Genomic DNA, 14,845 nt, shown 5'->3' on the forward strand with positions numbered 1-14,845 from the left:
GCCAGGAGAGCACAATGAACAAGCAGTCAGTGAACAAGCAAGTGGAAGCCGTGATCCTCGATTGGGCCGGCACCGTGGTCGATTTTGGCTCCTTTGCCCCGACCAGCATCTTCGTCGAGGCCTTCGCCCGCGCCTATGAATTCGAGGTGACCCTGGCCGAGGCCAGGGTGCCCATGGGTCTTGGCAAGTGGGATCACATCCAGGCCCTGGGCCGCCTGCCTGGGGTGGATGCGCGCTGGCGCGCCCGCTTTGGCCATTCCATGAGCGAGGCCGAGGTAGATACCCTCTATCACACCTTCATGCCGTTGCAGCGGGCCAAGGTGGCCGAGTTCGCCGAGCCCATCCCGGGAGCCCTGGCCACCATCGCCTGGCTGAGGGAGCGGGGCATCAAGATAGGCTCCTGCTCCGGTTACCCGAGAACCGTGATGGAGGCCCTGCTGCCCGCCGCCGCGGACGCGGGTTACCGCCCGGATCATGTGGTGGCCACCGATGATCTGCCCGCAGGGGGCAGGCCCGGCCCCTGGATGGCGCTTGCCAACGTCAATGCCCTGGCGGCGGGCTCGGTGCAGGCCTGCATCAAGGTGGACGATGCGGCCCCCGGCATAGAGGAGGGGATCAACGCCGGCATGTGGACTGTCGGCCTGACTCTCTCCGGCAACGAGGCGGGGCTCACCCTGGCCCAATATCAGGCCGCCAGCCCGGAGACCCTGGCCGTGTGCCGAGCCAAGGCGGCCCCCAGACTACAGCAGGCGGGGGCCCATTTTCTTATTGATACCTTGGCCGACTTGCCCGCCGTGGTGGAAGAGATCAATCGCCGATTGGGGGCGGGGGAGAAACCCTGAGCCATCGTCACGGCAGCGTGTCAGATGATACAAGAGGCCCGCGATGCGGGCCTCACTGCCTGAGGGAACAATGGTGGTCTGCGGATGCTGCGCATGCAAACAGGCCGCTGCGTCCCATGACTTGGCCCGCCTGCGACGCACACTCCCTCATGGGCTTAGTGCTCTGTATCCGCTCTATCTGCTCTATCCGATGTCAGGCTCCTTTTCCGGTCTCGTCCTCCTTCATTCATTCTCTCTTCGCACGCACCATAGGCCTTGGGCGCAGTGCCCTGGTCCCCTATCAGGGGTATCAGCGTCGGGATACGCGGCTGCTGGAGTGAAAAATCATCATATATGCCATCAAACCAGGATCGTCAGGAAAGGATCCACACCCTGCCACCTCGCAGCAGCAGGCCGTCTACAGGGCGGGGCGAGGGAGGAGGAGCCGCTGGGTTTATAGCAGCTCAAGCGAGGCACTCGCGGAGTAGAACCAGAAGCGGCAGCCGCAGTGCTGGGTTGGAGAGGCGAGATAATCACGTGAAGCGTCAGTGGCAGGGGGGGCCGGTGTGACTAGAAGTGACTGTATGAAGAGGCGAGACAAGCAGGTGAGCTGTCAGTGGCAGGCGAGCTGGTGTGACTAGACGTGACTGTATGAAGAGGCGAGACAAGCAGGTGAGCTGTCAGTGGCAGGGGGGCCGGTGTGACTAGATGTGACTGTATGGAGAGGCGAGACAAGCAGGTGAGCTGTCAGTGGCAGGGGGGGCCGGTGTGACTAGACGTGACTGTATGAAGAGGCGAGACAAGCAGGTGAGCTGTCAGTGGCAGGGGGGCCGGTGTGACTAGAAGTGACTGTATGGAGAGGCGAGACAAGCAGGTGAGGCGTCAGTGGCAGGGGGGCCGGTGTGACTAGACGTGACTGTATGGACGAGGCAGCCACTTATCCGGGCTGATGAAATAGGCGCCCTATGGAAAAGTGAGCACCGCTTCTCGGCCTCATTGTGCCGTTGCCGTTGCCTGTGCCTGGCATGGGCCAGGCACCACCCCGCCGAAAGGGGGTGGTGCCAAGGGGATAAGTGGCGCGGATCAGCCCTTGTCCGCCTTGCCGGCCGCCTCGGCGAGACGGGCAAGATGGCGAGCCCAGCCGGGCACGGGGCGCCCCTCGTCCTCGGCCTGCTCTTTGCGAAGTATGGCGCGGCGCACCAGGTTGGCGCCGAGCCAGCGTATTGGCTCCGGTGGGAACTGGCCCCGGGGACCTCTTGCCAGGGGGCAGTGGCGCCACTCGTTGTCGAGATCCAGCGCCAGGGCGGCGAGGATCTCCCCGCCCATCCAGCTCTGCACCACGCCGTTGCCCGAATACCCGGCGCCATAGAGGACATTGGGGTGATCCTCGAGATGGCCGAAGAAGGGCAGGCCGGTGGCGCTGCGATCAGAAGGGCCGGTCCAGCTGGCGGCGATAGGCAGACTCGCGAGGGAGGGAAAGAAGCCGTCGAGGCGGCGGCGCAGATCGGCGGCGAAGGCGCTGGGGCGATCGAACCAGGGGTGGAGGCGGTTGGCGAACGCGAAGCGGTTGCCCCCTTTGCCCAGCATCAGGCGCCCGGCCGGGGTGCGCCGGTAGTAGTGCACAAAGGTGCGGCCATCCACCACGCTGATCCCGTCCCTCAGCCCCAGTGCATCCAGACGCTCGGGGGCGGGCTCCGTGATCACCATGTCGGAGGAGACCAGGATCAGGTTGCGGGAGAACTGGCGAAACTGGCCCGGCAACCAGGCGTTGATGGCGAGGATCACCTTGTCGGCCCTGACGCTGCCCAAGGGCGTTTCGAGCAGAGGCCTGGCGCCGTGCACCAGCCGGGTCATGGGGGTCTGCTCATGGATGACAATGCCAATGGCCAGGGCGACCCGGCGCAACCCGCGTACCAGCAGGGCGGGTTGCACGCTACCCGCCGCCGGGCTGAAGTGGCCCGCCAGGTGCGCCCTGGAGCCGGCGCGGGCTTGCACTTCCTCCTGGGACAAGGATTGCCAGCGGCTGATATCTGCCCGCTCGAGGGCGGCGAGGACAGGGGTTAATCCTCCCAGCTGCGCCGGGCTGGTGGCGGTGTAGAGGGTGCCATCGAGACGCAGCTGCGCCTCGATGCCGTGATGCTGGCAAAAGTCGCGGATGGCAAAGACTGCCTGCTCGGATGCCTGTACCAGCCGGGCGGCCTCCTGCTCACCAAACTGGCGGCGCAGGGAGGGGTACTTGGTGGACCAGGTGAGCAGGCAGCCGCCATTGCGCCCTGAGGCGCCACTGCCGCACAGCGCCCGCTCTATGATAACCACTCGCAGGGCCGGATCCTGCTGCTTCAATTTGATGGCGCTCCACAGGCCGGTGTAGCCGCCGCCGACGATGGCGATGTCGGCCTCGATGTGTTGCCCGAGGGGGATGGGGTCGGCTGGTTGTTCCAGGGCCAGGGCCTCGGCCAACCAGAAGGGAAGTGTTTCTTGGGTCATGGTCTGCCTATTGGTCTATACCAAAAGGCGCCAGTATGGGGGCCGCCGATGACGTTGCCATGACGGCACAGTGACAGCCTGATGGCAGAGGAGTAGAGGGCAGAGCAGGAATAAGGCGACGGTTGCGCTCAGGGGTTTTGGACGAGGGGCGAGTTGACTCGTTCCAGCTCGATGGCCAGGGCGTCATGGCGCCAGTATTCGTGATCGAGTTCATAGAGACGGCCAGCCTCATCGAAGTTGAGACGACGGATGAAGAGGGCGGAGGAGCCAGGGGTGAGGCCGAGCAAGCTGGCGCGCTCCCCCTCCAGAATGATGGGGTAGAACTGGATCTGGGTACGTGCCAGGTAGAGCTGGTAGTGCTCCTCGAACAAGCGGGTCAGGGATTGGCTCAGATCGTGGCGAGCAAGATCCGGGCAGCAGCTGGCGCAGATATGGTTCTCCTCGAGCAGCACGATGCGCCCATCCAGGCTGCGCAACCGCTGCAGGTTCCAACTCTTGGTAAAGGCGGGCAACCCCATGGTCTGGGCCGCCTCGGGGGCCGGGTAGGCGAGCTGGCAGCTGAGCAGCCGGGTATGACCCAGGCGTCCCTGGGCCGTGACCAGCTCGTTGAAGCTGGCCCGCTCGGTCGGGTTGTAGCGCAACCTGGGAGGTGACACATACCAGCCGCGGCGATTCTCCCGATAGATGAGCCCCTTGCCCTCGAGCAGTGCCAGCGCCTCGCGCAGGGTGACTCGAGTCGTAGCGAAGGTCTGTGCCAGTTGACGCTCTGCGGGCAGCTTGCCCTGGGCCTGGATGCGACCGGCCAGGATCTCTTGCTCGATGGATTGACTGATTATCTGATAATGAAGAGCCGGGCTTTGCATGGCTGATCCTGTGATGGAGGCAAGGAAGACAAAAGCGGAAGAGCCGAAGGGTGGTGTCCCCCTGGCGGTCTCATTGGATGACATTCAGATGTCAGCCTGATGACAAGGGACAATAAGGTGCGCTCCCCGAGGCGTCAAGGGCGCTGCCGTGATGGAGGAGGGGGGGGCAGAACGCAAAAATCCCGCACAAGGCGGGATATTTGCGATAAATCATGGTGCGTCCTAGTGGATTCGAACCACCGACCCCCACCATGTCAAGGTGGTGCTCTAACCAGCTGAGCTAAGGACGCATGAATATCAAAATGTGGTGGGTTTAATTGGATTCGAACCAACGACCCCTACCATGTCAAGGTAGTGCTCTAACCAACTGAGCTATAAACCCACGGCTGCTATCGCAGTAATATGGTGCGTCCTAGTGGATTCGAACCACCGACCCCCACCATGTCAAGGTGGTGCTCTAACCAGCTGAGCTAAGGACGCAAAAATTCTGTGCTGATGGTGCGTCCTAGTGGATTCGAACCACCGACCCCCACCATGTCAAGGTGGTGCTCTAACCAGCTGAGCTAAGGACGCATCGCATATCAGAAAGTGGTGGGTTTAATTGGATTCGAACCAACGACCCCTACCATGTCAAGGTAGTGCTCTAACCAACTGAGCTATAAACCCACTCGAAGAGATGAATTCGCACCAGGGACACGATCTACATCACGTCATGGCATTGCTCTGACCAACTGAGCAACGAACCCACTTCATCACGCCAGCTGTGCTGACGTGGACGGCATACTACCCATGGCCCCCAAGGCTGTCAACAGCCGCTATGCACAAAGGGGACTGTTTGCCCAGTTCTTGTGCAGCCTGTTGATTTTGCAGGCGAGCCGTCCAAAAAACCTGCCATCAGACAGCGAAAGTAGCAAGCCGCCACCAGGAGGCTCAGGAGGCGCGGGGAGTGGCAAAGCGGCCATAAATCACCCTGAGCCTGGCACCCAGCATCAGGGCCGCACCGGTCAGGCCGACGATAAAGCCGACCCAGAAGCCCTGTGGTCCCATGCGCGGCACCACCCAGTCGGTGAGCCCCAGTATCATGCCGCTGGGCAGTCCCAGACCCCAATAGGCCACTATGGTGATGTAGAAAATGGCTTGGGTATCCTTGTAACCGCGCAGGGCGGCGGCGGCAATCACCTGTACCGAGTCCGAGATCTGATAGATGGCGGCGAAGAACAGCAGCAGGGCCGCCAGGGTGATCACCTTGGGATCCTCGGTGTAGATGGCGGCAATCTGCTCGCGCAACAGCACCGTCAGGGCGGCGGTGCCCGCGGCGACAGTGATGCCCAGCATCAGGCCGGTGCGGGCCGCAACCCGGGCGTGATCCGGCAGCCCTTCTCCGATGCTGTGGCCGACCCTGATGGTCACGCCTACTCCAATCGATAAGGGCAACATAAACACCAGGCTGGAGAAGTTGAGGGCAATCTGGTGGCTGGCCACTATTTCGGCGCCAAAAGGCGCCAACATCAGGGCCACCACGGTAAACAGGGTCACCTCGCAGAAGATGGCCATGGCGATGGGGAAGCCTAAGCGGAACAGGCGCCAGATCCGGCTGCCATTGGGGCGGCAGAGATTGGCAAACAGCGCAATGCTCCGAAAATGGCTGGAGAACTTCACATAGAGGATCATGGCCAGCAGCATGGCCCAGAGCACGATGGCGGTGGCCACCCCGCAGCCGACACCGCCGAGCTTGGGCATGCCGAAGTGACCGTGGATGAAGATGTAGTTGGCCGGGATGTTGACTGCCAGCCCCACGAAGCCGATCACCATGGTGGGCACCGTATGGGAGAGCCCCTCACTGAAGTTGCGCAGCACCTGGAACATCACGAAGGCAGGCAGACCCCAGAGAATGGCATGCAGATAACCGGCGGTCTTGGCCGCCATGACGGGATCCACCTTCATGTACTCCAGTGCCAGCGGGCTGACATAGAGTGCCAGCATCGCTATCGGGGTCACCATCAGGGCGAGCCAGAACGCCTGGTGCACGGCCGGGCGAACTTCATTCCGCTTACGGGCGCCATTGAGCTGGGAGACGATGGGGGTGAGCGCCATGATGATGCCCTGCACCAGCAGGATCACCGGCAGCCAGAAGCTGGAGGCGACCGACACGGCGGCGAGGTCGACCGCACTGACCTGACCGGCCATCACGGTATCGACGAAGTTCATGGCAATTTGCGCAACTTGCGCCACCAGAATAGGACTGGCAAGACGAATGAGTTGCCTCGCCTCGGACCAATAACGTTGCACTGACACCTCCGGTGGGAACAGCTTGGGCATGACATGATGGAACAAACGAGAAGATCGGTGCACCAGAACGGGGCACCGAGTGAGTCATTCTAACGGCAACTGACCGTCAAGCGAAACGATTGAGTGGGTTCTGCCCCCTATGGGGTAATCTGCTCGGCTGCTCGCGAAGAGAGATTGAAGAGGAGGGGCGGGCCCGACGGATAAGAGCTTCCCCTGCGCCATCACAGGGGAGCGCTGGCGCGATCAGGCGTCTTCGTGATCGCTGATCAACAGGTTGGCGGCGGCGTAGGCGGCCTGCTGGCGCAATTCGGCGGGTACCCGTTCATCCCGGGCCACCGCATCCAGGGCACGGATGCTGGCGGCGATCGCCTGAGGGACATAGCCCTGATCCCCGGATCCAATCTGGTTATAGGCGATGCGAATAGCTTCACAACATTGATACACCTGCATTATTTACTCCTTGGTAGCCTGAGTGAGCACCTCGCCACTATAGCGAGCAGGGGCTGGCTTGTCAGCCGGTGCCCTTGTTTGCAGGGCGGAGCGAGGTTAACCTGCCTCCTTTGTCGTAGCAGGAGACGAGACATGTTCACCGGCATAGTGCAGGGGACCGCCGAACTGGTGGCCATCGAAGAGCTGCCCAACTTTCGCACCCACGTGATCCGCATGCCGAGCCCGGCTTGGGGCGAGGGATTGGCATTGGGGGCCTCGGTGGCTCACAACGGTTGTTGTCTGACCGTGACCCGCATCGAGGGGGAGCTGGTCAGCTTCGATCTGATGCAGGAGACCCTGCGCCTCACCAACCTCGGCGCACTTGCGGTAGGGGACAAGGTCAATGTGGAGCGGGCCGCCCGCTTTGGGGACGAGATCGGCGGTCACGCCATGTCCGGCCACATCATGGGCACGGCAGAGGTGAGCGCCGTCATCGACAGCCCCAACAATCGCCTGGTCTGGTATCGCCTCGCCCCTGCGCTCATGAAATACGTGCTGACCAAGGGCTATATCGGCATCGACGGCATCAGCCTGACCGTGGGCGAGGTGCGGGGGGCTGAGTTCTGCGTCAACCTGATCCCCGAGACCCTGGCCCGCACCAACCTCGGTTGGGTCAAGGCGGGCTGGCAGACCAACATAGAGATCGATCCCCAGACCCAAGCTATCGTCGATACGGTGGAGCGGGTGCTGGCACAGCGCCCGTCCTGATCCTGGATGGGTTGCCGGTCGCCAAGGCCAGATAAACAGAGCCCGCATGATGCGGGCTCTGTTTATCTGCGGCCAGGTTCAGGAGGGCCGTCATGGCTGGCAGGATGAGTCGTCGAGGCTCAGAACAGCTGTTCGTCATCCGCATCCACAAACAGCTGCAATCTATCCCGCGCCTCGTCCCGGTGCAGACGCAGGTGGATGGGATTGCAGCAGGCCATGCAGTCTTCATAGAACTCCTGATCCCCCTGGCTGGCATCCAGTGCCACTTGGGTGTGGTGGCCGCAATGGGGGCAGACGATCCGTTTGTTGATGTAGTCGATCATGGTGATCTCCCTAAGGCCAAGAGTGAATGGCCAACGCCTAGAGTCTAGTCAGTGGGACGCCCGCAGACTGGGATCCCGCGCATAAAGGGAACTTGTGGTGGGGGCGTGGCGTGGGATGCAGGGAGAAGATGGAGCGGATGGCAGTGGGAGTGCAATGAGGAGTGCAATGAATAGCGCCGTGCAGCCAGTGCCTGCACGGCGTATGGCCTCTATTTGCCAGCGACCCAGCAGGCCAGCTGCCCGGCATCGAGCTCGCTCAGGCAGTCGAGTCTGTGATCGGCGATGGCGAGACGAGGGTCATTGATCAACGCAGGATCGGGCACAATCAGCGCCCGCATCGAGGCCGCCTTGGCCGCCAGCAGCCCGGTGAAGCTGTCTTCGATGGCGAGGCAGTGCACCGGCTCAACCCCGAGCTTCTCGGCGGCATGAATATAGACATCTGGATGGGGCTTGCCGAAGCGTTCCACCTCGGCGGAGTGCACCGCCAGGAAGCGATCGCGAATGCCGAGCTTGCCGAGCACAGCCTCCACCATGGTGAAGGGGGAGGAGGTGGCCAGGCCAATCTTGAGGCCACGGGCCTCGATGAGGGAGAGGGCCTCCAGCACGCCCTCCTTGGCCTGACCTTCCTGCAGGATGAGTGCTATCACCTGATCCAGGATGCGCTGCACCACCTCTTCCTGGGTCGGGCCGCTCCAGGGACGCAGGCGATACCAGTGGGCCACCAGCTGATCGATGCGCACCCCTATGGTGGAGTTGCAGTCTTCCTCGGTGTGGAAGTGGCCCAGCTCGGAGAACACGGCCATCTGGGCCCGTTGCCAAAAGGGTTCCGAGTCGATCAGAACACCATCCATATCGAAGATCACGGCAGTTAACATCTTGTACTCCTGACATAGGTGAAGGGGGGATTATAAGCCTGACGCCTCAATGGAAAAGGGGCAGAAGCCCGCCCCTTGCGCCGGATCACGTAGATAAACGTTTGTGTTTACGCGGCAAAAAGTGCGCTCTAGAAGAGCACCTCGATCCTGGCGGCGACAGCCTTGGCGCGCTCGACCGCCTCTTCGCACCCTTGCCCACGAGCCAGCGCCACCCCGAGACGACGGCGACCGGCGATCTCGGGCTTGCCAAAGAGACGCAACTGGGCGCCCGGCACCAGGGCCAGCGCCTCGGCAACCCCCTGATAGCGGATATTCTGGCTGTGGCCATCGCGCAGCACCACGGCCGACGCGCTCGGCCCGAACTGGGTGATGGTGCCGACCGGCAGCCCCAGGATGGCGCGCACATGGAGGGCGAACTCGGAGAGATCCTGAGAGATCAGGGTCACCATGCCGGTGTCATGGGGGCGAGGGGAGACCTCGCTGAACCAGACGTTTTCCCCCTGCACGAACAGCTCGACCCCGAACAGGCCGTAGCCGCCGAGGGCCTCGACCACCTTGGCGGCTACCTCCTTGGCGCGGGTCAGGGCCAGCTCGCTCATCGCCTGGGGCTGCCAGGATTCGCGGTAGTCGCCCTCTTCCTGGCGGTGGCCTATGGGATCGCAGAAGTGGATGCCATCCACGGCCCGCACCGTGAGCAGGGTTATCTCGTACTCGAAGGGGACGAAGCCCTCGACGATCACCTTGCCACGGCCGGCGCGGCCACCCTCCTGGGCATAGGTCCAGCTCTCGTCCAGCTTGGCGAGATCCCGCAACAGGCTCTGGCCCTTGCCGGAGGAGCTCATCACGGGTTTCACCACGCAGGGCAGGCCTATGGCCTGGACCGCGGCGACAAACTCTTCCTGGTTCTGGGCGAATCGATAGGAGGAGGTGGGCAGACCCAGCTCCTCGGCGGCGAGGCGGCGGATCCCCTCCCGGTTCATGGTGAGCTGGGTGGCGCGGGCATTGGGCACGACCCTGACCCCTTCCTGCTCAAGCTGCGCCAGGGTATCGGTGGCGATGGCTTCAATCTCGGGGATGATGAGATCGGGTTTGACCTCGGCCACCAGGGCGCGCAGGGCGTCGCCATCGAGCATGTCCAGCACATGGGAGGCGTGGGCCACCTGCATGGCGGGGGCGTGGGGGTAGCGGTCGGCGGCGATCACCTCGATCCCGAACCGTTGCAGCTCGATGGCCACTTCCTTGCCAAGTTCCCCCGAGCCAAGCAGCAGGGCGCGGGTGGCGCCGGGGCGGGTAGCGGTTCCAAACATGTGATCTCTCCTGAAGTCGATGTGGTTGATGGCCAAGAGTTAGACAAAAAAAGAGGCACCCATGGCGTACCTCAGGAAACGGATCTGTGGGCGCGCTGCTCCAGATGGGTCAGCAGCGTGATGGCGCCAATGATGATGGCGGCGCCTAGCCACAATCGACCCGGTGGTGCCCAGCCAAACACCAGCCAGCCTGCCAGCACGTTCATCGGCAATTTGGCAAAGTCGAACGGCTGCACGAAGGAGGCCTCGGCCACGCTGTAGGCGCGGGCGATGGACATCTGGGCCAGCGCCGAGAGTACGCCGGAGGCCGCCACCAGCAGCCACTGGGTTTCGCTCGGCCACTGCCATTCCGGCAGGGCCAGCATGGCGTTGAACGGGGTGCTGAAGATGAGCAGGTAGACCACTATGGTGTGGGACGACTCGCTCGCCGCCTGGTAGCGCACCAGCAGGGAGTAGCCGGCCCAGAACAGCGCGGCCGCCACCGGCAGCAAGGAGGCCCAGCTGAAGTCGTCGGTCCAGGGAGCCAGGATCAGCATGGCTCCGACAAAGCCCGCCAGGGTGGCCAGGATGCGCGCCCGGCTCACCTGCTCCTTGAGCAGCAGGGCAGACCCCAGGGTGGCAAACAGGGGGGAGGTCATCAGGAGCGCTATGCCCTGCCAGATGGGCACGGGCACCGCCAGCGCCCAGAGCCAGAACTGGATGCCGATGACTGCCAGGGCGACCCGCAGCAGGTGCAGGCGGAACTGGTTGGTCAGCAGGGATTGGCGCAGGCCGTGGCGGATCAGCCAGGGCAGCAGGCAGACCAGGGCTATCAGATATTGATGGAAGGCAACCTGGGTCGAGGGGAGGTCCAGTTTGAAGCTGACATATTGACTGAGGCTGTTGACGGCGGCGAAGCAGAGGCCTGCCACCATCATCCAGATGGCACCGGCAAAGGGGGCGTGGTTGCGGGAGGGTTCCATGGGATCCGGGTCGCTGAAAAAAGTGCGGCGGATCATAACGGCAATCGTTTGTCCTGCCAAGGGCAGGGCCATTGGCCGCACTCCTTAGGGTTGATAGAACGAGTTATCATCAATTTTTTTGAATAAGTTGAGCATCTATTTTCGCTATCAGGCCGGAAACGCAGTGTTTATAGTAACCCCATCGACAGTCCTGCTGTCCAACTGACAATCAAATGGAGCATTACCATGGCGAATATCCTCGTACTCAAATCCAGCATCCTGGGTCAATACTCACAATCCAATGCCCTTATCGACGGCTATCTGGCCGAGCGTCAGGGAGACAAGGTGCAGGTGCGTGATCTGGCGGCCCTGGATCTGCCGGTGCTGGATGGCGAGCTGGCCATGGGTCTGCGCGGCGGCGAAAACCTCAATGAGCGTCAACTGGCCGTGCTGGCGCAGTCCGATGAACTGATTGCCGAGCTCAAAGCGAGTGACCTGGTGATCATCGCGGCCCCCATGTACAACTTCAACATCCCGACCCAGCTGAAAAACTGGATTGACTTGATTGCCCGTGCCGGCGTCACCTTCCGTTACACCGAAACCGGTCCGGTCGGCCTGGTCGACAGCACCCGCGCCCTGGTAGTCAGCCCCCGTGGCGGTTTGCACCTGGGTAACCCCACCGATCTGGTCACCCCCTACATGCGTACCGTGCTCGGCTTCATCGGTATCAACGAGGTGGACTTCATTTATGCCGAAGGCATGGGCATGGGCCCGGAAGCACAAGCCAAGGGCATTGAAACCGCCAAGACCCAGTTTGAGGCATTGGCCTACTGAGGGTTGAGCTAAACGGCGCAACCTGCTCCCAACAAAAAACGCAGCCTCGGCTGCGTTTTTTGTTTCGATGATCCGGGCATCAGGCTTGGACTACTCCAGGATAAAGCGGCGACAGCCGCCCAGAACCAGCAGCAGGACCACAACCAGCGAGCCAATGAGCACCAGGCTTAACCACTGTTCGGCATTGCCGGGCAGGGTCGGGGTGAACAGGCTGATCATCAGCAGGGCGCAGAGGGTGATCAAGCTGGTCTGTCGGGTTGGGATCATGGGTACCTCCTTGTGGGTTGTGCGAGAGAGTAATCGCCGCAGATGACAGTTTGATGCATCCGTGCACCAGGCTGTGTGGCGTCCCGCCCTCATATCGAGGTGCTGATCAGGCACTTCTCTATGGGGAGGGAATCTTATCCTAGCAGTTTTTTTGGGCCGGGATCGACGGGGGCGTCGCGCTGTGATCCCGATCTCGGTTGAGATGAGATCGGATCCGCCGATGATGGGGCTATCCCCCCTTTGTCGAGGGTGCTGCTGATGGCGGCCTGCTCTGCGATGGACGGGATTCAGGGATGGTTGCAGGTCGCAAGCGACGGGATGGGGCGCCTGGCGCCGGTATCTTGGGGCTATCTGAGGCCTTCATCGGCACCGTTTGCCCGGGCTCTACTCCGTTGCCTTAGCGAAACTGCTTCTGTTGGGCCTGATAGTGAAAATCGCCACTGGCGAGACGGGCCTCGAGGGCAGCTCTGTCGATATCCTGGGCCCGGCACAGATCGTCCAGATCAGCGTAGTGATCCCGCAGCTGCATATTGACCAGACTCAGCAGCATGTTGACGTCCATGGTATTGAAGCGTTGCAGATTCATGGTTGCTGCTCCTCGTCGAGCTTGTGCAGCTGCTCCATGGCCTCGTTCACGCTCTGCAGATGCTGGCGTATGCTTTGGCGCGCCTCGCTTGGCAGATAGTCGGTCAGGGTATGCTGCCAACTGCTCGCCTCGCTCTTGAGCTGGGAGAACAGGGTCTCGCCCTGCTCGGTGAGGGAGACCAGGCTGACCCGTTTGTCCTGTTCGCTGCTCTGGGCTTGGAGTATGCCCTTCTCACTGAGGCGATGGATCTCCCGGGAGATGCGCACCTTGTCCATGCCGCTGGCTTCCACCAACTCTTTCTGGCTGATGGGGTAGTTGGGGCCAAGCACCATCATCAGGCGCCACTGGGGCACGGTCAGCTGGTAGCGGGCCTGATAGAACTGCTCGAAGGTCTCCCGCACCATTTCGGCGGCGTGCACCAGCTGGTAAGGGGGATAGTGCGCAAGCAGACCGATGAGTTTTTGCATGTGAACTCCTGCTGTTATCACTGCATCGGATGCAGTTTCTCTTGATACTTTGATGATACGTAACTCAGGAGCCTTTGTCTGAAAAAGGGCCCGAGAATTGTGCACTGGCGCACGGCGCAGCAGGCAAAAGGTGCAAAAATGCGTTCCAAATGACCATCCACGCCCTGTCAGATTAGCCCTATCTCCCAGCTTCGCCTGGCACTTTGCCTTATTTTGCCTGCGCCCGTAGCCAGAGCAGTGCTCCCTCTGCCAACCAGGCGGTGCGTCCCTGCAGGGCATAGCTGGCGGCCTCGTCCCGGCTCCCGCTCTGCCAATAGTGAGGCGCCTGCTTGGGCAGTTTGCGCTGGCCGAGCAGGTATGCTGGCACATGGGCATTGCTGGCCAGCGCCCGGGCCAGGCTCTTCTTCGCCTGGTCTGGCTCTTTGCGAGCAAACCACATCAGGGCCTGACTGTAGAGCAGGGCGCAGGAGGCCTCATCGAAGCGGGTCAGCAACGCCTCGAGGGCGTGCCACTCTGCCGTCATGGCATAGAGGCTCGCCAGGGGATAGCGGCAACCGGGTTCATCCAGACGGCAGCGCGCCAGCAAGGCTTCATACTCGCGGCGGGCCTGGGGCAGCAACCCCAGCTCGAACAGGCAATCGGCTCGTCCCGCCCAGGCGGCGAGCAGAGGGCGCGCCTCCTGGGCCACCCAGCCGTGCCCCTCCAGCCCTTGCCAGAATGGGTCATCAAAGCGCGGCTCGGCATCCTGAATGATGCGCTCGAACCAGACCAGTCGCGCCTGAGGCGAGCGGCAGGCGTTGGCTTGCTCGAACCAGCTCTGCCACTGCTTGGCCTGTTCGCTGGCCGGGGTGTGTGGTTCTTCTTGAGGCTGGGACCACTGGTGGGCCTCCAGCAAGCCATTGAGCGCACTCTTCATCTGCTGGCGCTGGCGCTTGCAGAAATCGAGGAAGGGCAGCTCGCTCGCCGCCGCCTGGTGCAACATGCGCGCCAAGGAGAGGTCCCGAAACAGGCTGAGCTCGGCGGCCAGGCGCAGGCGGCGCTGGGTGACGGGATCATTGAGATTGGTGGGGGTGGGCCAGCAGGCCAGCCCCTGGCTGAAGCCGTAGCTCCATTGACCCAGGGGATGGCTGGTCTCGAATACCTGTTCGGGCCGATCATTTGACAGACGACATTGGCTGGGCAAGGAGAGCGTTCTCGCATCGGCCTGGGCCTGGAGCTCCTCGATGAGGTGAGCAAGGGCAAGCTCGCTCTTCTCATCGAGGGTTGCCGTGCGGCCCTGGGCCAGCAACCCCTGGAGCGGCGTCTGCCAGTCTGGCTGCTGGGGGCCTGTGAGGCGGGCACAGAGAAAGCCGTGCAGCGCGGGATAGCTCATGTCGTCACCACTTTGCTGCTGCAACCAGCTATTGAGCAGGCGGGTTCGATTGGCGGGGGTCATCAGGGCTCCTCTCTCGATGGATGGCATCTGTACCAGGCACGGTGACACGGCATAAATGGCGGCGTAGTCTAGCCAAAAATGGAGAAGAATGCAGTAAACGGCGGCGAACAGCTGCTATTATCAGCAATCCGGCGAGTGCCTTCGGGACGAAAT

The 14,845-nt window shown here is 62.2% G+C and carries 15 protein-coding genes and 5 tRNA genes; 3 read left to right on the forward strand and 17 right to left on the reverse strand.

All coding sequences use genetic code 11. The features are described 5' to 3' along the window. Positions 1–14 precede the first annotated feature (14 nt). A complete protein-coding gene (gene phnX / locus KYK33_RS09435) occupies positions 15–842 on the forward strand; it encodes a phosphonoacetaldehyde hydrolase (RefSeq protein WP_224432807.1) in 828 nt (275 codons plus the stop codon). Positions 843–1,904: 1,062 nt separating this feature from the next. Here phnX and KYK33_RS09440 read toward each other — a convergent pair. The 9 genes from KYK33_RS09440 to KYK33_RS09480 form a co-directional block, all read right to left on the reverse strand. Then, the gene (locus KYK33_RS09440; protein WP_224432808.1) at positions 1,905–3,308 is read right to left on the reverse strand and encodes an FAD-dependent oxidoreductase; all 1,404 of its coding nucleotides are present in this window, start codon (positions 3,306–3,308) and stop codon (positions 1,905–1,907) included. Between the two features lie 128 nt (positions 3,309–3,436). Beyond that, complete coding sequence (locus KYK33_RS09445; protein WP_224432809.1) at positions 3,437–4,171, reverse strand: UTRA domain-containing protein; 735 nt, start codon at positions 4,169–4,171, stop codon at positions 3,437–3,439. 213 nt (positions 4,172–4,384) lie between these two features. Then, positions 4,385–4,461 (reverse strand) — tRNA-Val (locus tag KYK33_RS09450). 15 nt (positions 4,462–4,476) lie between these two features. Then, a tRNA-Val gene (locus KYK33_RS09455) sits at positions 4,477–4,553 on the reverse strand. A gap of 21 nt (positions 4,554–4,574) precedes the next feature. Next, positions 4,575–4,651 (reverse strand) — tRNA-Val (locus KYK33_RS09460). 16 nt (positions 4,652–4,667) lie between these two features. Further along, positions 4,668–4,744 (reverse strand) — tRNA-Val (locus KYK33_RS09465). A gap of 16 nt (positions 4,745–4,760) precedes the next feature. Continuing rightward, a tRNA-Val gene (locus tag KYK33_RS09470) sits at positions 4,761–4,837 on the reverse strand. 264 nt (positions 4,838–5,101) lie between these two features. After that, positions 5,102–6,460: an MATE family efflux transporter gene (locus KYK33_RS09475; RefSeq protein WP_042042504.1), complete on the reverse strand. Its 1,359-nt coding sequence runs from the start codon at positions 6,458–6,460 to the stop codon at positions 5,102–5,104. Between the two features lie 243 nt (positions 6,461–6,703). Next, entirely contained in the window at positions 6,704–6,910 is a 207-nt protein-coding gene (locus KYK33_RS09480) for a YaeP family protein (protein WP_005908580.1), read from the reverse strand. Positions 6,911–7,042: 132 nt separating this feature from the next. On the opposite strand from KYK33_RS09480, the gene KYK33_RS09485 reads away from it, so the two are divergent. Beyond that, complete coding sequence (locus KYK33_RS09485; RefSeq protein WP_224432810.1) at positions 7,043–7,657, forward strand: riboflavin synthase subunit alpha; 615 nt, start codon at positions 7,043–7,045, stop codon at positions 7,655–7,657. Between the two features lie 119 nt (positions 7,658–7,776). Here the strand turns inward: KYK33_RS09485 and KYK33_RS09490 are convergent, their stop codons facing one another. The 4 genes from KYK33_RS09490 to KYK33_RS09505 form a co-directional block, all read right to left on the reverse strand. Further along, the gene (locus tag KYK33_RS09490; protein WP_042042337.1) at positions 7,777–7,980 is read right to left on the reverse strand and encodes a CPXCG motif-containing cysteine-rich protein; all 204 of its coding nucleotides are present in this window, start codon (positions 7,978–7,980) and stop codon (positions 7,777–7,779) included. Between the two features lie 209 nt (positions 7,981–8,189). Beyond that, entirely contained in the window at positions 8,190–8,855 is a 666-nt protein-coding gene (hxpB, locus tag KYK33_RS09495; RefSeq protein WP_042042338.1) for a hexitol phosphatase HxpB, read from the reverse strand. A 128-nt stretch (positions 8,856–8,983) separates the two neighbouring features. Next, entirely contained in the window at positions 8,984–10,162 is a 1,179-nt protein-coding gene (purT, locus tag KYK33_RS09500) for a formate-dependent phosphoribosylglycinamide formyltransferase (RefSeq protein ID WP_224432811.1), read from the reverse strand. 71 nt (positions 10,163–10,233) lie between these two features. Then, a complete protein-coding gene (locus tag KYK33_RS09505) occupies positions 10,234–11,124 on the reverse strand; it encodes a DMT family transporter (protein ID WP_224432984.1) in 891 nt (296 codons plus the stop codon). 225 nt (positions 11,125–11,349) lie between these two features. On the opposite strand from KYK33_RS09505, the gene KYK33_RS09510 reads away from it, so the two are divergent. Next, positions 11,350–11,937, forward strand: a complete 588-nt coding sequence (locus KYK33_RS09510) for an FMN-dependent NADH-azoreductase (RefSeq protein WP_042042340.1) — start codon at positions 11,350–11,352, stop codon at positions 11,935–11,937. Positions 11,938–12,027: 90 nt separating this feature from the next. Here KYK33_RS09510 and KYK33_RS09515 read toward each other — a convergent pair whose 3' ends face one another. The 4 genes from KYK33_RS09515 to KYK33_RS09530 form a co-directional block, all read right to left on the reverse strand. Beyond that, the gene (locus KYK33_RS09515; RefSeq protein WP_198135277.1) at positions 12,028–12,204 is read right to left on the reverse strand and encodes a hypothetical protein; all 177 of its coding nucleotides are present in this window, start codon (positions 12,202–12,204) and stop codon (positions 12,028–12,030) included. Positions 12,205–12,601: 397 nt separating this feature from the next. Next, entirely contained in the window at positions 12,602–12,790 is a 189-nt protein-coding gene (locus KYK33_RS09520) for a DUF4250 domain-containing protein (protein ID WP_224432812.1), read from the reverse strand. Further along, positions 12,787–13,257, reverse strand: coding sequence for a MarR family winged helix-turn-helix transcriptional regulator (locus tag KYK33_RS09525; protein WP_042042342.1), 471 nt, complete (start codon positions 13,255–13,257; stop codon positions 12,787–12,789). The genes KYK33_RS09520 and KYK33_RS09525 overlap by 4 nt, the downstream gene beginning before the upstream one ends. 208 nt (positions 13,258–13,465) lie before the next feature. Beyond that, positions 13,466–14,692: a UPF0149 family protein gene (locus KYK33_RS09530; RefSeq protein ID WP_224432813.1), complete on the reverse strand. Its 1,227-nt coding sequence runs from the start codon at positions 14,690–14,692 to the stop codon at positions 13,466–13,468. Between the last annotated feature and the right edge of the window lie 153 nt (positions 14,693–14,845).

Origin of the sequence: Aeromonas rivuli, from assembly GCF_020149575.1 — a bacterium.
Classification (GTDB): Bacteria; Pseudomonadota; Gammaproteobacteria; order Enterobacterales; family Aeromonadaceae; genus Aeromonas; species Aeromonas rivuli.